This window comes from Pseudomonas sp. TMW22089, from assembly GCF_022496645.1.
Classification (GTDB): domain Bacteria; phylum Pseudomonadota; class Gammaproteobacteria; order Pseudomonadales; family Pseudomonadaceae; genus Aquipseudomonas; species Aquipseudomonas paraversuta.
In genome coordinates, this window is record NZ_SCFG01000006.1 from 122770 (window position 1) to 144675 (window position 21906).

The following is a 21906-nucleotide window of genomic DNA, read 5'->3' on the forward strand; positions in this document are numbered from 1 at the left end:
GGAGCGAGCTTGATCGCGAGCTGTCCGGCATTTGAAAATGCCCGCTCCTGCAGTAAAGGGTTACTCCGCCGCCTGTTTAACCTGGGACTCCAGCTCAGCCTTCAGGCCCGGATCGAGCTTGAGTTGCTTGGCCAGTTCTTGCAGATAGGCCTTTTCCATAAAGCTCTCTTCATCCACCAGCAGCAGGCTGGCGATGTACATTTCGGCAGCGATTTCCGGGGTGCTGGCAGCACTCGCCACTTCAGCCGGGTCCAGTGGCTTGTCAATTTCGGTTTTCAGCCATTGCTGCAGGGCCGGGTCACCGTCCAGCTTGCTGAACTCGCCATCAATAAGCTGTCGCTCACGCTCGTCGATATGACCATCAGCTTTGGCCGCTGCAACCAGCGCCTTGAGAATCGCCTGGCTGTGCTGCTCTACCTGCTGGGGCGCTACCCGGTCGATCGTCTGCGGTTCTGTTTGCGGCGCCGTACCCTGGTTGGCCTGCCAGTTGCCGTAGGCTTTGTAGGCCAGTACCCCCAACGCGGCCAGACCGCCATAGCTCAGGGCCTGCCCGCCATATTTGCGGGCACTCTTGTTGCCCAGCAACATCCCCAGCACGCCTGCCGCCAGCGCACCGCCACCGGCACCTGAAAGCAACCCGCCCAACCCGCCGGAGCCTCCCAGCAGGCCGCCCAGTCCACCTTTGTCTGAGCCGGAGGGGGTGCTTTGCCCCGCGGTTTTATTCTGCAACATCTGTTGACCGGACTTGAGCAACTGATCGAGCAATCCACGCGTATTCATTAAACACCTCTCGTAAATGGGTGGCAGGGGAGAATCTCAGTCGCGCAGATCCGACTCGTGTATCGGTTGGTCGCGGTGAGTGGCACGCTGGTACTGGGCTGGCCAAATCGCCTTCTGGCCGCCCAGATCATCGTCGGCGTGCAGCGGCCAGTAGGGGTCACGCAATAGCTCGCGGGCCAGCAGGATCAAATCGGCCTGACCGGTACGCAGAATATGTTCTGCCTGAGCCGGCTCGGTAATCATGCCTACAGTGCCGGTGGCGATGCCTGCCTCTTTGCGTACACGCTCGGCAAAACGGGTTTGATACCCCGGCCCGACCGGGATCTCGGCATTGGCGGCGGTGCCCCCCGAAGACACATCCACCAGATCGACCCCCAGCGCTTTGAGGCGCAGCGCCAGCTCTACGGTTTCGTCCGGGTTCCAGCCATCTTCCACCCAGTCGGTCGCCGATACCCGGACAAACAGCGGCAACTCTTCAGGCCAGATGTCACGTACGGCCTTGGTGACTTGCAGCACCAGGCGAATACGGTTGTCGAAGGAGCCACCGTACTGGTCGCGCCGTTGATTGCTCAGCGGGGACAGGAATTGATGCAGCAGGTAGCCATGGGCAGCGTGAATTTCAACCACCGAGAAACCAGCCACAAGTGCCCGCCTGGCGGCATCGACAAAGGCTTGAATCAGGTCGTTGATCTGGGCTTCGTCGAGCTGGGTCGGGGCAGTGTGCCGCGGGTCAAAGGCTATGGGCGAAGGACCGACCGGCACCCAACCGCCCTCTTCCACTTTGACGCTGCCCTGCTTGCCCAGCCAGGGACGATAGGTGCTGGCCTTGCGCCCGGCATGGGCCAGCTGAATACCGGCCACGGCACCCTGGGCCCGGATAAAGCGGGTAATGCGCTGCAGGGGCTCGATCTGTTCGTCGTTCCACAAGCCAAGGTCCTGCGCGGTGATACGCCCGTCAGGGGTTACCGCCACAGCTTCAGTAAAAACCAGACCGGCGCCGCCAACAGCACGGCTGCCCAGATGCACCAGATGCCAGTCATTGGCCAGCCCGTCAACGCTGGAGTATTGACACATTGGCGAGACCGCAATGCGGTTGAGAAGGGTCAGTTGACGCAGGGTATAGGGCTCTAGCAGCAGACTCATGGGTCACCTCTAATGACAGTGGGCAGGCTCCAGGGAACAAGCGTACCTAGAGCCTAGTCGACAACCCTGCAAGAGGTGGGGTTCATCTTTTGTACAGATTGCGGGAGCTGGCTTGCCAGCTCCCGCAAGGGTTGAGCGCCGGGGTTAACGCGGTTCGATGTGGGCAATCATCAGTTGTACGGTTTCGTTGCCGCGAAATTCGTTGAGGTCGAGTTTATAGGCCAGTTCAACCCAGCGAATGGTCGGATTCGGCCACACTTCGCGGTCAACTCCGAAGGCAATGCCGTCCAGCTTGACGCTGCCGCACTCGGTTTTGAGCACCACTTTCAAGTGGCGCTCCCCGACAATTCGCTGCTCCACCAACTGAAACACCCCATGAAACAGCGGCTCGGGGAAGTGCTGCCCCCATGGCCCGGCATTGCGCAGGGCCCGCGCCAGTTCCAGATGGAACTCTTCTACCGCCAGACTGCCGTCCGACATCAATCGCCCCGTCAGGTCTTCTTCACGCAGTTGACGCCGCACTTCGGCATCGAACGCACGGGAAAACACCGCGAAGTTCGCTTCGGGCAGGGTCAGGCCTGCGGCCATGGCGTGGCCGCCGTATTTACTGATCAGGTCCGGGTGCTGGGCAGCCACCACGCTGAGCGCATCGCGGATATGAAAGCCCGCCACCGAACGACCGGAGCCCTTGAGCATGCCGTCACCCGCATCGGCAAACGCGAACGTCGGGCGGAAGTAACGCTCCTTGAGGCGCGAAGCCAGAATCCCGATCACCCCCTGGTGCCACTCCGGATCGAACAGGCACAAACCAAACGGCATGCTTTCAACCGGCAGCTCCTTGAGTTGGGCCAGCGCTTCACGCTGCATGCCTTGCTCAATGGACTTGCGATCCTGGTTCATTTCGTCGAGCTGCGCGGCCATTTCCCGCGCGGCATTGGCGTCGTCGGTGAGCAGGCATTCGATACCCAGGCTCATGTCGTCCAGACGACCGGCGGCATTCAGGCGCGGCCCAAGAATAAATCCAAGATCGGTGGAGGTAATACGCGAGTGGTCACGCTTGGCCACTTCAAGAATGGCCTTGAGCCCCGGCCGCGCACGCCCGGCCCGAATGCGTTCGAGCCCCTGATGCACCAGAATCCGGTTGTTGGCGTCCAGCGGCACCACGTCCGCCACGCTGCCCAGGGCCACCAGGTCCAGCAGCTCGGCAATGTTTGGCGCCTTGCTGTTTTGATACCAGCCCAGACTGTTCAGGCGAGCACGCAAAGCGATCAGCACATAGAAGATCACCCCGACACCCGCCAGTGCCTTGCTCGGAAACTCGCAGCCCGGCTGGTTGGGATTGACGATGGCATCAGCCGCCGGCAGCTCGTTGCCCGGCAAGTGGTGGTCGGTGACCAGAACGCTCAACCCGGCCTCTTTCGCCGCTGCCACACCCTCGATACTGGAAATGCCGTTGTCGACGGTGATCAGCAACTGTGGCGTGCGGGTCAATGCGACTTTGACGATTTCCGGGGTCAGGCCGTAGCCATATTCGAAACGGTTAGGCACCAGGTAATCGACATGGGCCGCGCCCAGCAGACGCAAACCGAGCATGCCGACGGTACTGGCCGTGGCGCCGTCGGCGTCAAAGTCTCCGACTATCAGGATGCGCTGGCGCTGTTCAAGGGCCACCACCAGCAAATCCACGGCGGCATCGATGCCCTTGAGCTGCTGATACGGAATCAGCCGCGCCAGGCTCTTGTCCAGTTCCGCTTGCGACTGCACGCCACGGGCGGCGTAAAGACGCGTCAGCAATGTCGGCATTTCGCCCAGAAAAGGCAGGATTTCGGGCAGTGGACGAGGTTCGATGCGCATAAGCTGGATGGAGGCTCTTATTGAAAAATGTACTTGTACAGGTCGCTTGAAAACGTCGCGAGCGAAGGCAAGACAAGGCAAAAGCAGGCGAGGACGCGCAGTTTACGGGGTGAAAATGGGCAGTCCGGGCCTGCCTTTAACCCAGTATTGTCGAGCGCAGCAGTTTTCATGTGCTCTGTTAACCGCGATCGCCCTGCAGCCACTGCAACTGGACTTCGTGCTGGCCGCGATCGTCGGTCACGAAAATCGTGCCTTCGCTGATCATCACGTCCCACTTGATAACGCGCGGCATGTCTTTGGCCAGGACTTCAAGAATCTCTTGCGGAACGGCCGCGATATTGACGTTCTTCAGGTTCTTGATGGCCGGGATCACTTTGCCTTCCCAAACGCGCAGGCTGCCATAGGCCAGCAGACTGGTGCGTTCAGTACGGCGCGAACACCAGGTCAGACGATCGGCATCGGGCTGGCCGACTTCGATCCAGTGCAGAACGCGGTCGTCCAGGCTTTTTTCCCACAGTGCCGGCTCGTCGACATCCGAAAGACCACGACCAAAAGCCAGCTGCTCGTTGTACCAGAAGGCATACGCCAGAAGACGCACGGTCATGCGCTCTTCAGTTTCAGACGGGTGACGGGCGATGGTCTGCTTGACGCTTTCATACACCCCGCGATCGAGATCGGTGAGATTCAGTTCAAACTTGTAAGTCGTGGACGGCTGGGCCATGAACGGGCTTCTTGATACGGAGAAAGGCGCCAAGTCTAACCGATACACCCCCGCCTGCGCTCAATTCAACTGTAAGGGCACGCTTGTGCAAGAGGGCTAAACCCACAGATAAGACAGGTGCTGCCACCTATGTTAAAAGGCTCTACTCGCTCGCCCTGGACAAGGACTACCCATGCCACTCGCCACCAAACCCCTTTCAGGCCTCAAAGTCGTCGAACTGGGTACCCTGATAGCGGGGCCTTTTGCGTCGCGCATCTGCGCCGAATTTGGCGCCCAGGTGATCAAGGTTGAATCCCCCGACGGCGGTGATCCGCTGCGCAAATGGCGCAAGCTGTACGAAGGTACCTCGTTGTGGTGGTTCGTCCAGGCCCGCAACAAAAAATCCCTGACCTTGAACCTCAAGCATCCTGACGGCCTCAACGTGCTCAAGGCGTTGCTGGCAGACGCCGATATCCTGATCGAGAACTTCCGCCCCGGGGTTCTGGAGAAACTCGGCCTGGGCTGGGATGTACTGCATGCCCTGAACCCGAAGCTGGTGATGGTGCGCCTCTCGGGCTTTGGCCAGACAGGGCCGATGAAAGACCAGCCGGGGTTTGGTGCCGTCGGTGAATCCATGGGCGGGCTGCGGTATATCACCGGCTTTGAGGATCGCCCTCCGGTACGTACCGGCATTTCCATTGGTGACTCGATTGCCGCGCTGTGGGGTGTGATTGGCGCCCTGATGGCGTTGCGTCATCGCGAGGTTAACGGCGGCCAGGGGCAAGTGGTTGACGTCGCACTGTACGAGGCGATTTTCGCAATGATGGAAAGCATGGTGCCCGAGTTCGATGTGTTCGGTTTTATTCGCGAGCGCACCGGCAATATCATGCCCGGCATTACCCCCTCCTCGATCCACACCAGCCAGGACGGCAAGCACGTACAAATTGGCGCCAACGGCGATGCCATCTTCAAACGGTTCATGCTCATCATCGGCCGGGATGACCTGGCCAATGACCCTGAACTTGCCGGCAACGACGGACGCGACGCCCGCCGTGACGAGCTGTACGGCGTGATTGATCGCTGGGTGGCCTCATTGCCGCTGCAGACCGTGCTCGAACAACTGAGCTCTGCCCAGGTCCCGGCCAGTCGCATTTTTTCGGCAGAAGACATGTTCACCGACCCGCAATTTCTGGCCCGTGAAATGTTTCTGCAAGCCAAACTGCCTGACGGTAAAGACTTCAAGATGCCGGGGATCGTACCGCGGCTATCCGAGACCCCGGGTTCCGCCGACTGGGTGGGCCCGGAGCTGGGTGCACACAATCATGAAGTGCTGAGCGGTTTGGGCTACGACGCTGCAGCCATCGCTGAGCTCAAGCTGGCAGGTGCCATTTGACCGGTGATTGTTAGTTGCTACGGGAAAAGATCAGCACCATGACCCGGCACTCAAAGTGGCGCGGCATTTGCGCAGGTCTGGTCACGCTGGCATTGCTTGCCTGGCCCCCAGAGACTCTGGCGGCACCAAAGCTCATCTGGTTGATGCGCGATCTGCCGCCATTGACGGTGCGCGATGGCCCGCAAAAAGGTCAGGGGCTCATTGACCAGCTGATGCCCGCATTGATGACAGGCATGCCGCAATATCAGCACGTCATCTTGCCGGTCAATCGTGCCCGGGCCATTCGGATGCTCGAAGAAGCTTCGCTGGCCTGCGACCCGGCACTGGTATGGAACCCCAGGCGCGCCCACTCAATTGTCTATTCCAGCCCGGTCATCGGCTTGCATGGCAATGGCCTGGTGATTCGACGCGAAGATCAAAAACTGATTGAGCCCTTTGTCCGCGACAAGGCGGTAGACCTGACGGCCATGCTCGACGCTCAAACCTTGAAGCTCGGCGTCATCGCCAAGCGCAGCTACGGACCATGGATTGATGCTCAAGTGTCACAAGGCCGCAAACACCAGCTCTTCATCCACTACGGCAACGATCCGCTGGGCAGTTTGCTGCACATGCAGAGTGCCGGCCGGGTTCAGGCGCTGCTGGGCTATTGGCCGGAGATTCAATCCAAGGCAAGACAACAAGGGCTCAATCCTGAGTCGCTGATTTTCTACCGCATCCTCGGTGCCCCCGCCTACCAGCCCATTTACATCGGCTGTACCAATACCCCTGAAGGGCGCGAAGTCATTCGCAGAGTCAACGCCATACTGGCTGATCGGCCATGAGGGACTGCGCGCCCCGGCGGGGATATGCCCCGGGGCCGGCCACACCGGCGACTGCCAGAACCCCGGGACGGCCAGGGACAATGACAAAAAAAGCACAAAAAAAATCCCGGGCAGTGGGGAGACAACCCGGGATTTAACAAGGTCATGAAGACCCACTCAACAGGCTACAAGCATCGGAGCAATAAGCTTGATCCTGTTGATGCTGAATCTGACATAGCACCTGCGGGAAAGGTTCCCCGGCATATGCAATCAATTCGCACTATCAAGCCCCGGCCACTGCGCGGCTCTGCTGATAGGAGTCCAGCAAAAGCCCCAAGCCGGTTACAGTCACCGGCTTGGGCAAATATCCCAACACCCTGAGACCATCCTTGCGGGCTGTGCTTACCGCACTTTCCAGGACATGGGACTCGGCCCCGCCGACAAAAATCAGTGCCGGCGCCTCAGGTTTGGCGGACATTTCATGGATCAGCTGCAGTGCGTCGGCGGCTTCCAGATACAAATCACAAATGGCCACATCGATGGCCCCGCGCCTGGCCAGCGAGCCCCGGGCAGACTCTAGGTTGTCAGCCGCCAGGACATCGAATATGTGATAGGCATTCAACATCTGATGCAACGACATCAGCTGGAAAGGGTTGTCGTCAACAATCAAAACTTTCAGGGAGCGCATCATGGGCCTTTGGAGCATAACGCGTACTTGGCGCAGGGGAGTCGACTCTAGAGCGGATGGCCAGCAATAAACATCGGATGATTCCTAAATACCGACAGGAAACTTCTTGGTGGCAGACCGGGCCGGCAGCACGTTATCGGCCACAAATAAAAAAGCCCGTCAAATGACGGGCTTCAACATACGCAAGACTTAGAGTGGCTTGCCGCGATTGCCATGCTGGCTGACAAAAGCTTGTACGGCTTTCAAGTCATTGGCCAGAACGGTGTAGCGCTCTTCCCGCGCAAACAGATCAGCAAGATGCGCTGGTAGCTCAAGCGCTTTCCCGACACCGGCCTTTTCTACCGCATCAGGAAACTTGACCGGATGCGCAGTGCCCAGAATAACCATCGGAATATCCAGGCTGCGACGGCACTCACGGGCGGCCTTGACCCCGATAGCGGTATGCGGGTCCAGCACTTCGCCAGTTTCGGCAAACACCTGGGCGATGGTTTCGCAGGTTTGCTCATCATCGACTGCCAGCGAATCGAACAAACGACGCGCTTCGGTCCAGCGATCATCTTCGACGCTGAAGTTGCCGGTTTGCTTGAAGGCTTCCATCAGACCCGCAACTGCCGCGCCATTACGGCCGTGCAGATCGAACAGCAGGCGTTCGAAGTTGGAGGACACCATGATGTCCATCGACGGCGACAGGGTCGCGTGCAGGGTGTCCTTGGCGTACTGATTGCCGCTCATGAAGCGGTGCAGAATGTCGTTACGGTTGGTGGCAACGATCAACTGATTGATCGGCAAACCCATGTTGCGCGCCAGGTAGCCGGCAAAAATATCGCCGAAGTTACCGGTAGGCGCCGAGAACGAAACCGAGCGATGCGGGCCGCCCAGTTGCAGGGCTGCGTGGAAGTAGTAAACGATCTGGGCCATGATCCGCGCCCAGTTGATCGAGTTCACTGCCACCAGGCGTGTGCCCTTGAGGAAGTCCTGATCGGCAAAGCTGGCCTTGACCATCTCCTGGCAGTCATCGAAGTTGCCTTCGATGGCGATGTTGTGGATGTTGTCGCCGAACAGCGTGGTCATCTGGCGACGCTGTACCTCGGACACCCGGTTGTTGGGGTGCAGGATAAAGATGTCGACGTTTTCGCAGTGCTTGCAGCCTTCAATGGCCGCAGACCCGGTGTCTCCGGAAGTAGCGCCGACAATAACCACGCGCTCGCCACGTTTTTCCAGCACATAGTCGAGCAAGCGTCCGAGCAGTTGCAGGGCAAAGTCCTTGAACGCCAGCGTAGGACCATGGAACAGCTCCAGGACCCACTCGTTGCCATTGAGCTGGCGCAGTGGTGCTACAGCTGCGTGGGAAAACGCGCCGTAGGTCTCTTCGAGAATCTTTTTGAAATCGGCGTCAGGAATGCTGCCGGTGACAAACGGGCGCATGACCCGAAAAGCCAGTTCGTGATACGGCAGGCCGGCCCAGGAAGCGATTTCTTCCTGGGTAAAGCGCGGCAGGTTTTCCGGTACGTACAAACCGCCGTCGCTGGCCAGACCGGCCAGCAGGACATCTTCAAAGTTCAGGGCCGGTGCCTGGCCACGGGTGCTGATATAGCGCATGGTTTCAAACCTTCGGTTTGAGCGGCAAGCTGTCTGGCGACAAGCTGCAAGTAAAAGCGCATTGGCTTGACTTGCAGCCTGCAGCCTGGCGCTTGCCGCTGCTTAATTAAATAAGATGCTCAACGCGGATGCGAACCACCGGACCCACAACGCCCTGCAGTGCTTCAAGCGCTGCGATCGCATCGTTCATGTGCTGCTCGAGCACACGGTGGGTCAGCAGAATCATCGGCACCAGACCGTCATGTTCTTCAACTTCTTTCTGCATGATCGATTCGATGTTGATCCCGCGCTCCGACAAGATGCTGGCCACCTGGGCCAGTACGCCCGGATGGTCCTTGGCCTGGATGCGCAGGTAATAAGCGCTTTCGCAGGCTTCGATTGGCAGAATCGGGTGATCGGACAGCGAATCCGGCTGGAAGGCCAGGTGCGGGACGCGATTCTCGGGATCGGAGGTCATCGCACGCACCACGTCCACCAGGTCTGCCACCACCGACGAAGCGGTTGGCTCCATGCCGGCGCCGGCGCCGTAGAACAGGGTTGAGCCTGCTGCGTCACCATTGACCATGACTGCGTTCATTACACCGTTGACGTTGGCAAGCAAACGGTCAGCCGGGATCAGTGTCGGGTGCACCCGCAACTCGATACCGCTGGCAGTACTGCGTGCCACACCCAGGTGCTTGATGCGATAGCCCAGCGCCTCGGCGTAATTCACGTCAGCCGTGGTCAGCTTGGTGATGCCTTCGGTGTAGGCCTTGTCGAATTGCAGCGGGATGCCGAACGCAATCGAAGCCAGAATCGTCAATTTGTGTGCGGCGTCGATGCCTTCGACGTCAAACGTCGGATCGGCTTCGGCGTAACCCAGGGCCTGGGCTTCAGTCAGCACGTCTTCAAAGGTGCGGCCCTTCTCACGCATCTCGGTGAGGATAAAGTTGCCCGTACCGTTGATGATGCCCGCAACCCAGTTGATGCGGTTGGCCGACAGGCCTTCACGGATGGCCTTGATCACCGGAATCCCGCCAGCAACTGCCGCTTCGAACGCAACGATCACGCCCTTCTCTTGTGCCCGGGCAAAAATTTCGTTGCCGTGAACCGCAATCAGCGCCTTGTTGGCAGTAACCACGTGCTTGCCGTTTTCGATGGCCAGGAGTACGAGTTCGCGAGCGATGGTGTAACCACCAATCAGCTCGATAACGATGTCGATCTCAGGGTTGGTCGCAACAGCGAATACATCGTTGGTAATGGGGGTACCGGTAATGTCGCACTGAGGGTTTGGCGTACGCATGGCAATTTGCGCAACCTGGATACCACGCCCGGCACGGCGGGCAATCTCCTCGGCGTTACGCTTTAGTACGTTGAAGGTGCCGCCACCGACGGTCCCGAGCCCACAGATACCTACTTTGACCGGATTCACGCTGAACTCCCCATAAAACGGCCGACTCAAGGTCGGCCGTGGAAAACAACCGTGGACTGCCACGGTTCTCTATTAATAGCCGGGCCACTGAACCGCCCCGCCATGATCGTCAAAGGCTTACCGTGACGATGCCGGATTATTTAACACTGAGTGCCAGCTTGCCAACCTGCGCAGCAGGCTGATAGCCCGGAATGACCTGGCCATCTGCCAAAACAATCGCCGGCGTACCATTTACACCAATGGACTGGCCCATGGCGAACTGTTTGGCAACCGGATTGGCACATTTAGGCGCCTCTACCGTCTTGCCATCCGTCATCTTGTCCATGGCAGCTTTCTTGTCCGTGGAACACCAGACCGCCTGCAGTTGCTTGTCACCCGGCGAGCCAAGGCCCTGACGCGGGAAAGCAACATAGCGCACTTCAATCCCCATTTTGTTCAGTTCAGGGATTTCGGCGTGCAATTTGTGGCAGTACGGACAAGTGGTGTCGGTAAAGACCGTGATATGCGACTTGGTTTCACCGATTGCCGGGTAAACCACGGTTTCTGCCACCGGGATACCATTGATCAACTTGGCGACGCCAATGCGTTCGGCCTGCTCGGTCAGATTGACCGGCTTGCCGTCCTTGAGCTGAAACATATAGCCCTGGACGATGAACTGTCCATCGGCACTGGCATACAGCACGCGACTGCCCTTGAGCTTGACTTCGTACAGGCCGGCCATTGGGCTGGCGCTGATGCTCTCGACCGGAACATCCAGTTGCAGCGTTTCCAGGCTCTTGCGAATCGCTTGTTCGGCACCGCTATCGGCAAAAGAAAAGGTACTGACCAACGCAATGGCTGCGGCGGCAAAAATTCGGGTCACGCGCATGGGAACTCCTGAGGGCGGACAAGCGGCCAAACCGGAAAATCACGATCTGAAAAAAAGGATTCCGGCGGCGCGCTTTATTAACCGGCAAAGCCTACCACAGTTGGCTTGCGTGGCCGACTCCAGCCGACGCAAGCATCTATAAACAGCTCAGCCCCGGGGGTGATGAAGGGCATGCATTTCTTGCAGGCGGGCACGCGCCACATGGGTGTAAATCTGGGTGGTGGACAGATCACTATGGCCCAGCAGCATCTGCACCACCCGCAAATCGGCACCATGGTTGAGCAAGTGGGTCGCGAAGGCGTGACGCAAGGTGTGGGGCGACAGGGATTTGTCGATCCCGGCCACTTGAGCCTGATGCTTGATACGGTGCCAGAAGGTCTGACGGGTCATTTGCTCACCGCGCTGACTGGGGAACATGACATCGCTGGGGCGGCCGTTCAGCAGCTCATGGCGGGCATCGCGCATGTAGCGCTCAACCCAGACAATCGCCTCCTCCCCCATTGGCACCAGCCGCTCCTTGCTGCCCTTGCCCATTACCCGCAACACCCCTTGACGCAGGTTGACCTGCTCCAGAGTCAGGCTGATCAACTCGGTAACCCGCAGGCCGCAGGCATAAAGCACCTCGAGCATCGCCCGGTCACGCTGACCAATGGCTTCTGCCAGATCCGGGGCGGCGAGCAACGCCTCGACATCCGCCTCTGACAGGGACTTGGGCAGCGGCCTGCCCAATTGCGGCATATCGACCTGCAAGGTCGGATCGACTGCAATCAGCTTTTCGCGCAATAAATAGCGATAGAAGCCACGGGCTCCGGAAAGAAAACGCGCTGTGGAGCGAGGCTTGTAACCCTGCTCCAGGCGCCATGCCAAGTGATCCAGAATCAGCTCGCGGCCGGCACCGGCCAGCTCAAGACCGCGCTCCTGCAACCAGCCATTGAATAACGCCAAATCGCTGCGATAAGCGTCACGGGTGTTGTCCGACAGCCCCTTTTCCAGCCACAGGGCATCCAGGAAACGGTCGATAAGTGGATTGTCTATAGCAGGCATTGGCGCTCGAAAAGCGCAGCCCGCAGGCCGCGCATAAATAAAAGGTGAACTGCAAAAGTGGCCGCTAGTCTTTCATGGCCGGCTGATGCCATAAACCACAGGTTCTCACAGGAGCCCCTTATGAATGAACAACAGATTCTGCTGGCGTTGGGAGGAATCGGCATCGCCGCCCTGGGCTCTCAGTGGCTGGCCTGGCGCCTGAAACTGCCAGCCATCCTGTTTTTGCTCCTGACCGGGATTCTCGTAGGGCCCGTTCTGGGCTGGCTTGATCCGCAAGAGCTGTTCGGCCCTCTGCTGATGCCTCTGGTTTCGCTGTCAGTGGCGCTGATCCTGTTTGAAGGCAGCCTGACCCTGCACCTGTCCGAATGGGGCGAAATAGGCAGCGTAGTGCGCCGCCTGGTTACCATCGGGGCCCTCTCGACCTGGGCGGTGATTACCCTGGCCACGCATTGGCTGCTGGGCTTTGACTGGCTGCTGGCGCTGCTGTTCGGCACCCTGACACTGGTTACCGGGCCAACGGTGATTGTGCCAATGCTGCGCGTGGTGCGACCCAAGGCATCGATCGCCAATATCCTGCGCTGGGAAGGCATTGTCATCGACCCCATTGGCGCGTTACTGGCAGTGGTGGTGTACAGCTTCATCATTACCCGCGCTTCAGGCGAAGGCCTGAGCCACAGCCTGCTGACCTTTGGCGGAGTGATTGTGTGCGGCAGCCTGTTTGGCATCGTGGGCGGCTGGGTCATGGGGCATATCCTGCGCCGGCAATGGCTGCCCGAATACCTGCACAGCCTGGCCACACTGGCGACAGTGCTGGCCATATTCATTGCCTCCAATACGGTGATGCATGAGTCAGGACTGATGGCCGTCACGCTGATGGGCATATGGATGGCGAATATGAAGGGCGTTGATGTACGCAACATTCTGCACTTCAAGGAAAACCTGAGTATTTTCCTGATTTCGGGCCTGTTCATTTTGCTGGCGGCACGCCTGGACCTGCATGCCATGATCGCGCTGGGGCCCGTGGTGCTGGTGTTGCTGCTGATCATTCAATTCATTGCTCGCCCGCTGAACGTACTGCTATCGACTTTCGGCTCAAAACTCAACTGGCGTGAGCGCACGCTACTGGCCTGGATCGCACCGCGGGGCATTGTTGCGGCGGCGGTGTCGGCCATTTTTGCAATTCGCCTGGATCAGGCCGGACATGAAGGGGCGCTGTTGCTGGTGCCACTGACGTTTGCCGTGATCATTGGCACCGTTGTGCTGCAGAGTGCTACTGCTCGCCCCCTGGCACGCCTGCTCAAGGTCGCCGAGCCAGCCCCCAGCGGCTTTCTGATCGTCGGCGCCAACGGTCCGGCCCGGGCCATTGGCAAAGCCCTGCAACAGCTGGGCAGTCGCGTATTGCTGACCGACTCCAACTGGGAAAATATCCGCGCAGCGCGCATGGAGAATCTGCCGACCTACTTTGGCAACCCGGCCTCGCAACACGCCGAGGTGCATCTGGACCTGGTGGGCCTCGGGCACCTGCTTGCGCTGTCGCCATCGGGTGAGCTCAATACCCTGGCCGCAATCCGCTTTCGCCATGAATTTGGCCCCAGGCGCCTGTATACATTGGCCAGTGGTCAGGAAATCCGCCGCACCGACAAACATCGCGCCAGTCATGAGCATCGCGGGCAATCACTGGGCAACCCGGTCCTGACCTATACCCAACTGGCCAGTGAACTGCACAACGGTGCCGAGATATACAGCACTCAGCTGACTGAAAACTTCACTTGGGAGGATTACCAGGCCCTGCATGGCGAGCGCGCCACACTGCTGTTTGCCCGCGACCACAACAGTTGGGTGCATGTGGTGACGCCAGACAGCGATTTGAAGCCGGGAGCCGGCTGGACGCTATTGGCCTTGATCAGGCAGGACGCCTAGCCTGTTGGAGCCAGGCTGGCTCCAACCTGTGTTGGTTATTACTCGCCTTGCCGGGCAAAGCCTGGCAATACCGGTACCGGGCGCTTGTCATCATCAATGGCGACAAAGCTGAACAGGCCCTGGATCGCCAGCTCGCGACCATCACAGCTCATGCTTTCGACATACACCTCAACCTCAACCTTGAGGCTGGTATTGCCGACTTTAACCACACGCCCGATCAGCTCGACTATGCAGCCGGCCGCAATCGGGTGGTTGAAGTCGATCCGGTCGGTGGACACAGTCACCAGCGGCAAACGGCAGAAACGGGTCGCGGCGATAAACGAGACCTCGTCCATCCAGGCCAGTGCAGTGCCGCCGAACAAGGTGTTGTGATGATTGGTGGTGGACGGGAATACCGCTTTAGTAATACGGGTTACGGACAATTCGGTACGACGTTGAATCTCTTGCTCACGCGAAGCCATGATTTTACTACCTGCAACCAAACAAAAAACTGACAAATTTCAGGCACAAAAAAGCAGCCCGAAGGCTGCTTTTTTCTGCATCGGGAAGCTGGACTTAAGCCAGTTTTTCCTTGATGCGAGCTGCTTTACCGGACAGGTCACGCAGGTAGTACAGCTTGGCTTTACGAACGTCACCGCGACGCTTGACTGCCATGCTGTCGATTTGCGGGCTGTAGGTCTGGAAAGTACGCTCTACGCCAACACCGTTGGAGATTTTACGAACAGTGAAAGCACTGTTCACGCCACGGTTACGCTTGGCAATCACTACACCTTCGAAAGCTTGCAGACGCGAACGATCGCCTTCCTTCACTTTCACCTGAACGACAATGGTGTCGCCCGGGGCAAAAGGAGGGATCTCTTTAGTCATCTGCTCTGCTTCGAGTGCAAGGATGATTTTGTTAGTCATGCTGTGCTCCTAAGGTAGATCGTCTGATCTACCATCGATACGTTGTTAACTATCGTCCCGCTCGCGGATATATTCCTCGAGCAGCTTCTTCTCTTCTCCAGAAAGCGAGCGGCTTTCCAGAAGATCGGCGCGTCGTTCAAAGGTCCGCCCAAGGGACTGCTGTAAACGCCAACGCCGGATATGTGCATGATTGCCACTAAGCAATACGTCGGGAACACGCTGATCCGCATACACCTCCGGTCGGGTGTAGTGCGGGCAATCCAGCAAACCATCCGTGAAGGAATCTTCCTCCGCGGAGTCCGCATGCCCTAAAGCTCCAGGCAGCAGTCGTGTAACCGCATCAATCAGAACCATCGCCGGCAGCTCGCCACCGGAAAGTACATAGTCACCAATCGACCACTCTTCATCGACATAAGCATCTATAAAACGCTCGTCAATGCCTTCATAGCGACCTGCAATGAGGATTAATGCTTCCTCATTCGCCAGTTCGCGTACCGCCGACTGATTCAGTTGACGGCCTTGGGGCGACAGGTAAATTACCTTCGCCGCCTCTCCGGCTGCTTCTCTGGCCTGAACCAGTGCATCTTCCAGAGGCTTGATCTTCATCACCATGCCCGGACCACCGCCAAATGGGCGATCGTCCACAGTGTGATGCCGGTCCGTTGTGTAGTCACGCGGGTTCCAACAGGTGAGCTGCAACAGCCCTTGTTTCACCGCACGACTAGTGATGCCGTAGTCGCTGATGGCGGAAAACATTTCGGGAAACAAACTGATCACTTCTACGCGCAATTTAGCCACGCTTAGAAGTCCGCATCCCAATCCACCTTCATCTCGCCAGCTTCCAGGTCGATGCTCAACACACATTGCTCTGTATAGGGCAACAAGCGATCACGATCATCCAGGCTGCCTGGGCAAGGTTTGACTTCCATGACATCGTTCGAGCCAGTTTCCATCAGATCAACAACCTTGCCGAGCAATTGCCCTTCGAGGTTGGTCACTTTAAGACCCTGCAGCTGGTACCAGTAGTACTCGCCATCGGTCAGTTCAGGAAACAGGTTGCGTGGCACGCAGATCTCGAATTCGCGCAGAAGACCAGCTTCGTCACGATCATCAAGACCTTTGAGCTTCACGACCAGAAACTTGCCGTTATGAGAACGGCCACTGACCAGCTCTGCCTGTCGTACTTCATTACCGCGCCGAAGCGTCAGCTTTTTGTAGTCCAACAGGTTATCAATTGGATCCGTAAAGGAATAAACCTTCACTTCGCCGCGAACGCCGTGAATTGAATAAATTTTGCCGATAACGATCAAATCATCAGCAAGATCAGGCGTCACGCTCATATTGCTCAGGCCGCAGCCTTAGCGTTTTCTTTCACAAGCTGAGCAACGCGCTCAGACATTTGTGCACCGACACCCAACCAGTAGGCGAGGCGGTCTTCTTTAATGGAGAAACGAACTTCCTGACCACGGGCAACCGGGTTGAAGAAGCCAATTTGTTCCTTGTGGGAACCGTCACGTGGGTTACGGCTATCGGTAACGGTCAAGTGGTAAAACGGGCGCTTTTTGGAGCCGCCAAGGGCAAGACGGATTGTTAGCATGTGAACATCGTTCCTGTAGTCGGTGCTGCAAATCTAAATGCACAGCGGGCATAGGTGCCCGAAAGGCCGCATATTCTAAGGAATATCCGGACTTTTGCAAATGTCTTTTTCTGGCGCCTAGTCGACATGCCATAAAGATTTGCTATAAGGCCGCCACGAATGGCGACAGGTCGGCTCCCGCACGTGCGGGTTTGCCGGGTATCTCGCATCACTGCGAGCCGCCCAAGCGCGAGCGCTCAGGCAGGTAATTTACATTTTCGGCATGCCGCCACCAGGCATCATGGAGCCCATGCCGCGCATCATTTTGGCCATTCCGCCTTTTGCGGAGAACTTCTTCATCATTTTCTGCATCTGCTTGTGCTGCTTGATCAAGCGACCGATGTCCTGCACCTGGGTGCCGGAACCCATGGCAATACGACGTTTGCGCGAACCACTGATCAGGTCAGGGTCACGGCGCTCGGCCGGAGTCATGGAGTTGATGATGGCTTCCATTTGCTTGAACTGCTTTTCTGCCGCGCCCTGGGCGTTGCCCATTTGCGCCAGATTCACGCCACCCATGTTCGGCAGCTTGTCCATGAGGCCGCCAAGGCCGCCCATGTTCTTCATCTGTTGCAGCTGATCGCGGAAGTCTTCGAGATCGAAGCCCTTACCTTTCTTGAGTTTCTTCGCCAGCTTGTCGGCTTTGTCTTTATCGAGGGTCTGTTCGGCCTGTTCGATAAGGCTGAGCACGTCGCCCATGCCCAGAATGCGCGAAGCGATACGATCCGGGTGGAACGGTTCCAGAGCGTCGCTCTTCTCGCCCATACCGATGAACTTGATCGGCTTGCCGGTGATCGAGCGCACGGACAATGCCGCACCGCCACGGGCATCGCCGTCAACCTTGGTCAGGATCACACCGGTCAACGGCAGCGCATCGCCAAAGGCCTTGGCCGTATTGGCGGCATCCTGGCCGGTCATGGCGTCGACCACAAACAGGGTTTCTGCCGGCTTGACGGCGCCGTGCAGTTCCTGGATTTCGGTCATCATCTCGGCGTCGATATGCAAACGACCCGCGGTATCGACAATGACTACATCAATGAACTTGAGCTTGGCTTCAGCAATGGCCGCCAGCGCGATGGCCACCGGCTTCTGGCTGATATCGGACGGGAAGAACGTAACCCCCACTTCCGCCGCCAGGGTTTCCAGCTGCTTGATTGCCGCAGGACGATAAACGTCGACCGAGACCACCATCACTGTTTTCTTTTTGCGCTCTTTAAGGAAGCGCGCCAGCTTGCCGGCGGTGGTGGTTTTACCCGCACCTTGCAAACCAGCCATCAAAACTACTGCAGGCGGCGTGACATTGAGGACCAGGTCCTCGTTGGCAGCACCCATCAGGCTTTCAAGCTCGGCCTGGACGATCTTCACAAACGCCTGGCCCGGCGTCAGGCTGCGCGACACTTCAGTGCCGACAGCGCGCTCTTTGACCGCGTTGACGAAGTCCTTGACCACTGGCAAAGCCACGTCGGCTTCCAGCAACGCCATGCGCACTTCACGCAGGGTGTCTTTGATGTTGTCCTCGGTCAGCTTGGCCTTGCCGGTAACATGGCGCAGCGTCTGCGAGAGACGATCGGTTAAATTTTCAAACATGCGCGATCCTTTCAGGCCCAAAGTAGACCGGGGTTATTGCGGCCCAGCCCGTGTAAAACTGATGCTCGGCGAGCCTGCGGCGTGGGCAGGTCGCGGATTATAGCGAAGACTGGCCGCATACGACACCTTGCCGTCGGCTTATGTAGTCTTTCGTGCATGGGCGGTTGTATGCCAAACTCAGCCCTTTCGGGCTTGCCTAACAGGATTTATGCTCCCCTTGTCACCGAGTTTGCTACCCAGCCTCGCCGCCGCCTGTTTATATGCCGCTGCGACCCTCTATCAAGGCACTTGCCTGCGCCAAGGCGCAAAGGCGAACAAACGCCTGTTGGTGACACTCGGCATTCTCGCCGTAATCGCCCACGCCATGAGCCTGTTCACCCACCTGATGACCCCGGCGGGTCTTGAACTGGACTTCTTCAGTGCTGCCAGCCTGATTGCCGCAGCAGTCATTGGCGTAACGCTGGTGGCATGTGTGCGGATCCCCGTCGAGAACCTGTTGCTGCTTCTATACCCGCTGGGAATGCTCACGGTGCTGCTGTCGCAGTTCGCCCCGCCCGGTACGGTTCAGGTAATAGATGAAGAGCCCGGCATCCTCGCCCACATCCTGTTATCGCTCCTGGCCTATGGCATGTTCACCATCGCGGTGTTTCAGGCGTTGCTGCTGACCCTGCAGAACTACCAGCTCAAGAACAAGCACCCCAAAGGCCTGATCAAGAACTTCCCGCCCCTGCAAACCATGGAAAGCCTGCTGTTCGGCTTCCTGTGGGCCGGCTGGTCGCTGCTGTCACTGTCATTGATCTCCGGCTGGATGTTTTTGGGCAATCTGTTTGCCCAGCATCTGGTCCATAAAACCTTGCTGGCCTGCCTGGCATGGATCGTATTCAGCGTACTTCTGCTGGGGCGTCACCACCTCGGCTGGCGCGGACACAAAGCCATACGCTGGACGTTTGCCGGTTTCTGCCTGCTGATGCTGGCCTACTTTGGCAGCAAGCTGGTTCGTGAATACATTCTGCATATCTGACGGGCGATGATTATGGATAGCTTGCCCCCCGGGCCGATGCTGGCAGTTCTGGCATTTTTGATCGCAGCAGCCGGGCTGTTCGCCGGTTTTCTATGGGGCACAAACAACAGGAAGGTCCTTCGTGCCGAGGTGCCGCAGACGCGCCACACACCTGCCCAGCAAGACGACGAACTCTCCGCCAGCCGGCCGCAACTGCTCTCCGGCATCCATGCGCTGGACAACATCACGGTCAACGACATCCTGATCCCGCGCAGCGAAGTCGAAGGCCTGAACCTCGACGACTCCATCGAAGATCTGATCGAGCAACTGCGCCAGACCAAGCGCACACGCCTGCCGGTGTTTCATAACGACATCAATCAGGTCGAAGCCATCCTCAATACCCGCCACGTCCAGCACCTGCTGACGGATGCCAGTCTCACCAAGGAAGCGCTGCTGGCCGTCTGCACCGAGCCCTACTTCGTTCCTGAAAGCACGCCCCTGCAGCTGCAGCTGCTCAACTTCCACAAGCAACAACGCCGACTGGGCGTCGTGGTCGATGAATACGGAGAAGTACTGGGAATCGTGACCCTGGAAGACATCCTCGAAGAGATCGTCAGTGAGTTCGAGGACGAGCAAAACATCGACAACCCGCTGATCGATCCCCTGCCCGACGGCCGCTTTGTGGTTGATGGCGCAGTCTCGGTCCGCGAACTGAACAAGGCCCTGGGCTGGCACCTGCCTTGCGACGGTCCGAAAACCCTTAACGGGCTGGTCACCGAAGCACTGGAAACCATTCCCGAAACCACTGTTTGCCTGAAGATCGGCCGCTATCGCCTGGAAATTCTCGAAACCGAAGAAAACCGCGTCAGCCGCGTACTGATCTGGCACAACAGCGTCAAACCCGCGGTTTAATCGCCGCGTAAGGTCTTGTTACATTCGAACAGGCCTCCCTATAATCATTTCCGCTTACACCCCGCTTGCGGGGTAAAGCCAGTCGATTAAAACACCGCATATCTTCAGTGGGAGCTGGCTGAACAGTTCCCACCGGTTTATCTCCCCGCTTGAGACTGCGCTCGCCTGACTGACTGGCATTTGCCCCCACTGGCCAAACGACCATAAAAAACGCTCTGCCCTGTCCGCCGCCAAGGCTGATAAAGGTCAACGAGCTTATAACTGTCAGGGATATGCGCATGACCACCAGCACCACCTACAGCGAAGCCTCGCCCGAGAAGCCGGCCAACTCCACAGCCCGTGTCGCTACAGCCAGCTTTATTGGCACCGCCATCGAGTTCTACGACTTTTATGTGTATGCCACCGCCGCCGCGCTGGTTATCGGCCCGGTCTTTTTCCCGCAGACATCCGGCACAGCACAGATGCTGTCGGCGTTCCTGACCTTCGGCATAGCCTTTCTCGCACGCCCGCTGGGTTCATTTCTGTTTGGCCATTTCGGTGACCGGGTAGGACGCAAGTCCACCCTCGTCGCTTCCCTGCTGTTGATGGGGGTGTGTACCACCCTGATCGGCGTTTTGCCGGGCTACGCCACCATTGGTGCCTGGGCACCGATCCTGCTCTGCGTGCTGCGCTTTGGCCAAGGGCTTGGGCTCGGCGGGGAATGGGGCGGCGCAGCTTTGCTGGCCACCGAAAACGCCCCCAAAGGCAAGCGCGCCTGGTTCGGCATGTTTCCGCAACTGGGTCCGTCGATTGGTTTTCTCGCAGCCAACGGCCTGTTTCTGGCACTGGCCTTGACCCTGAGTGATGAACAGTTCCGCTCCTGGGGCTGGCGCATCCCGTTCCTGCTGAGTGCCGCCCTGGTGATGGTCGGCCTGTATGTGCGTCTCAAACTGGAAGAAACACCGGTCTTCGCCAAGGCCGTAGCCCAGCACGAACGGGTGAAGATGCCGATCGTCGAGCTCTTCAGCCAGTACTGGGCACCCATGCTGCTGGGCGCTGCGTCGATGGTGGTGTGTTATGCACTGTTCTACATCTCGACCGTATTTTCACTCAGCTATGGCGTTTCGACATTGGGCTACACCCGAGAAACGTTCCTCGGCCTGCTGTGCTTTGCCGTGCTGTTCATGGCCGCGGCCACCCCACTGTCAGCCCTGGCCAGCGACCGTTACGGACGTAAACCGGTATTGATTGTCGGCGGCATACTGGCAGTTTTGTCCGGGTTTCTGATGGAGCCGTTGCTCACCCATGGCACGACCTGGGGGGTGGCACTGTTTCTGTGCATCGAGCTGTTCTTGATGGGGGTGACCTTTGCTCCGATGGGAGCCCTGCTGCCTGAACTGTTTCCCACCCGCGTGCGCTATACCGGCGCATCGGCGGCCTACAACCTGGGGGGCATTGTCGGCGCCTCGGCCGCACCGTTCTTCGCCCAGAAACTGGTGAGCATGGGCGGTCTGAGCTGGGTTGGCGGCTATGTATCAGGCGCAGCGGTACTCAGCCTGATCGCTGTACTGTGCTTGAAGGAAACCAGAGAGGCAGACCTGAACAAGGTCATATAAACCTGTAGGAGCGAGCTGTGCAAAAAGCTCGCGAGCAAGCTCGCTCCTACAGCAGGTTGTTGCGGGGGGG

20 protein-coding genes and 1 pseudogene are annotated in these 21906 nt (G+C 58.4%); 6 read left to right on the plus strand and 15 right to left on the minus strand.

Annotated features, from left to right (window positions below; translation table 11 throughout):
• Nucleotides 1-60: 60 nt before the first annotated feature.
• From EQV90_RS08435 to EQV90_RS08450, 4 genes are all read right to left on the minus strand, one after another.
• Entirely contained in the window at nucleotides 61-780 is a 720-nt protein-coding gene (locus tag EQV90_RS08435; protein WP_010655980.1) for a tellurite resistance TerB family protein, read from the minus strand.
• A gap of 36 nt (nucleotides 781-816) precedes the next feature.
• Complete coding sequence (locus EQV90_RS08440) at nucleotides 817-1923, minus strand: NADH:flavin oxidoreductase/NADH oxidase (protein WP_003440303.1); 1107 nt, start codon at nucleotides 1921-1923, stop codon at nucleotides 817-819.
• A 144-nt stretch (nucleotides 1924-2067) separates the two neighbouring features.
• Nucleotides 2068-3777 carry a single-stranded-DNA-specific exonuclease RecJ gene (recJ, locus tag EQV90_RS08445; RefSeq protein WP_003440300.1) on the minus strand — a complete coding sequence of 570 codons (1710 nt, stop codon included), beginning with the start codon at nucleotides 3775-3777 and terminating at the stop codon, nucleotides 2068-2070.
• 178 nt (nucleotides 3778-3955) lie between these two features.
• The gene (locus EQV90_RS08450) at nucleotides 3956-4498 is read right to left on the minus strand and encodes a YaeQ family protein (protein WP_003440298.1); all 543 of its coding nucleotides are present in this window, start codon (nucleotides 4496-4498) and stop codon (nucleotides 3956-3958) included.
• Between the two features lie 172 nt (nucleotides 4499-4670).
• Between EQV90_RS08450 and EQV90_RS08455 the strand changes: the two genes are divergently transcribed.
• Together EQV90_RS08455 and EQV90_RS08460 are read left to right on the plus strand one after the other, a co-directional pair.
• Entirely contained in the window at nucleotides 4671-5870 is a 1200-nt protein-coding gene (locus tag EQV90_RS08455) for a CaiB/BaiF CoA-transferase family protein (protein WP_003440296.1), read from the plus strand.
• A 38-nt stretch (nucleotides 5871-5908) separates the two neighbouring features.
• Complete coding sequence (locus EQV90_RS08460; protein WP_003440294.1) at nucleotides 5909-6691, plus strand: TIGR02285 family protein; 783 nt, start codon at nucleotides 5909-5911, stop codon at nucleotides 6689-6691.
• 262 nt (nucleotides 6692-6953) lie between these two features.
• Here the strand turns inward: EQV90_RS08460 and EQV90_RS08465 are convergent, their stop codons facing one another.
• The 5 genes from EQV90_RS08465 to xerD all read right to left on the minus strand — a co-directional run bounded on the left by EQV90_RS08465 (nucleotide 6954) and on the right by xerD (nucleotide 12280).
• Nucleotides 6954-7361 (minus strand): response regulator, encoded by a 408-nt coding sequence (locus EQV90_RS08465; protein ID WP_003440292.1) that lies wholly within the window; start codon nucleotides 7359-7361, stop codon nucleotides 6954-6956.
• A gap of 186 nt (nucleotides 7362-7547) precedes the next feature.
• Nucleotides 7548-8957, minus strand: coding sequence for a threonine synthase (gene thrC / locus EQV90_RS08470; RefSeq protein ID WP_240877979.1), 1410 nt, complete (start codon nucleotides 8955-8957; stop codon nucleotides 7548-7550).
• A 106-nt stretch (nucleotides 8958-9063) separates the two neighbouring features.
• A complete protein-coding gene (locus EQV90_RS08475; RefSeq protein WP_003440289.1) occupies nucleotides 9064-10368 on the minus strand; it encodes a homoserine dehydrogenase in 1305 nt (434 codons plus the stop codon).
• A gap of 136 nt (nucleotides 10369-10504) precedes the next feature.
• Nucleotides 10505-11236 carry a thioredoxin fold domain-containing protein gene (locus EQV90_RS08480; RefSeq protein WP_003440287.1) on the minus strand — a complete coding sequence of 244 codons (732 nt, stop codon included), beginning with the start codon at nucleotides 11234-11236 and terminating at the stop codon, nucleotides 10505-10507.
• A 147-nt stretch (nucleotides 11237-11383) separates the two neighbouring features.
• Nucleotides 11384-12280 (minus strand): site-specific tyrosine recombinase XerD, encoded by an 897-nt coding sequence (xerD, locus tag EQV90_RS08485; protein WP_003440282.1) that lies wholly within the window; start codon nucleotides 12278-12280, stop codon nucleotides 11384-11386.
• 120 nt (nucleotides 12281-12400) lie between these two features.
• Between xerD and EQV90_RS08490 the strand changes: the two genes are divergently transcribed.
• Nucleotides 12401-14200 (plus strand): sodium:proton antiporter, encoded by a 1800-nt coding sequence (locus tag EQV90_RS08490; RefSeq protein WP_010655981.1) that lies wholly within the window; start codon nucleotides 12401-12403, stop codon nucleotides 14198-14200.
• Nucleotides 14201-14238: 38 nt separating this feature from the next.
• Here the strand turns inward: EQV90_RS08490 and EQV90_RS08495 are convergent, their stop codons facing one another.
• The 6 genes from EQV90_RS08495 to ffh all read right to left on the minus strand — a co-directional run bounded on the left by EQV90_RS08495 (nucleotide 14239) and on the right by ffh (nucleotide 18329).
• On the minus strand, nucleotides 14239-14661 hold the full coding sequence (locus tag EQV90_RS08495) for an acyl-CoA thioesterase (RefSeq protein WP_003440275.1): 423 nt from the start codon (nucleotides 14659-14661) through the stop codon (nucleotides 14239-14241).
• Nucleotides 14662-14755: 94 nt separating this feature from the next.
• Nucleotides 14756-15106 carry a 50S ribosomal protein L19 gene (gene rplS, locus EQV90_RS08500; RefSeq protein ID WP_003440273.1) on the minus strand — a complete coding sequence of 117 codons (351 nt, stop codon included), beginning with the start codon at nucleotides 15104-15106 and terminating at the stop codon, nucleotides 14756-14758.
• Between the two features lie 45 nt (nucleotides 15107-15151).
• Entirely contained in the window at nucleotides 15152-15904 is a 753-nt protein-coding gene (gene trmD / locus EQV90_RS08505) for a tRNA (guanosine(37)-N1)-methyltransferase TrmD (protein WP_003440270.1), read from the minus strand.
• A gap of 2 nt (nucleotides 15905-15906) precedes the next feature.
• Nucleotides 15907-16446 carry a ribosome maturation factor RimM gene (gene rimM, locus EQV90_RS08510; protein WP_003440264.1) on the minus strand — a complete coding sequence of 180 codons (540 nt, stop codon included), beginning with the start codon at nucleotides 16444-16446 and terminating at the stop codon, nucleotides 15907-15909.
• Nucleotides 16447-16451: 5 nt separating this feature from the next.
• Nucleotides 16452-16703 (minus strand): 30S ribosomal protein S16, encoded by a 252-nt coding sequence (gene rpsP, locus EQV90_RS08515; RefSeq protein WP_003440261.1) that lies wholly within the window; start codon nucleotides 16701-16703, stop codon nucleotides 16452-16454.
• Nucleotides 16704-16952: 249 nt separating this feature from the next.
• The gene (gene ffh, locus EQV90_RS08520) at nucleotides 16953-18329 is read right to left on the minus strand and encodes a signal recognition particle protein (protein WP_003440242.1); all 1377 of its coding nucleotides are present in this window, start codon (nucleotides 18327-18329) and stop codon (nucleotides 16953-16955) included.
• 208 nt (nucleotides 18330-18537) lie between these two features.
• On the opposite strand from ffh, the gene ccsA reads away from it, so the two are divergent.
• The 3 genes and pseudogenes from ccsA to EQV90_RS08535 all read left to right on the plus strand — a co-directional run bounded on the left by ccsA (nucleotide 18538) and on the right by EQV90_RS08535 (nucleotide 21836).
• The gene (gene ccsA / locus EQV90_RS08525; RefSeq protein WP_003440240.1) at nucleotides 18538-19350 is read left to right on the plus strand and encodes a cytochrome c biogenesis protein CcsA; all 813 of its coding nucleotides are present in this window, start codon (nucleotides 18538-18540) and stop codon (nucleotides 19348-19350) included.
• Between the two features lie 201 nt (nucleotides 19351-19551).
• Nucleotides 19552-20241, plus strand: a pseudogene (locus EQV90_RS08530) (transporter associated domain-containing protein); the annotation flags it as partial.
• Nucleotides 20242-20519: 278 nt separating this feature from the next.
• Nucleotides 20520-21836 (plus strand): MFS transporter, encoded by a 1317-nt coding sequence (locus tag EQV90_RS08535; protein ID WP_003440231.1) that lies wholly within the window; start codon nucleotides 20520-20522, stop codon nucleotides 21834-21836.
• The last annotated feature ends 70 nt before the right edge of the window (nucleotides 21837-21906 follow it).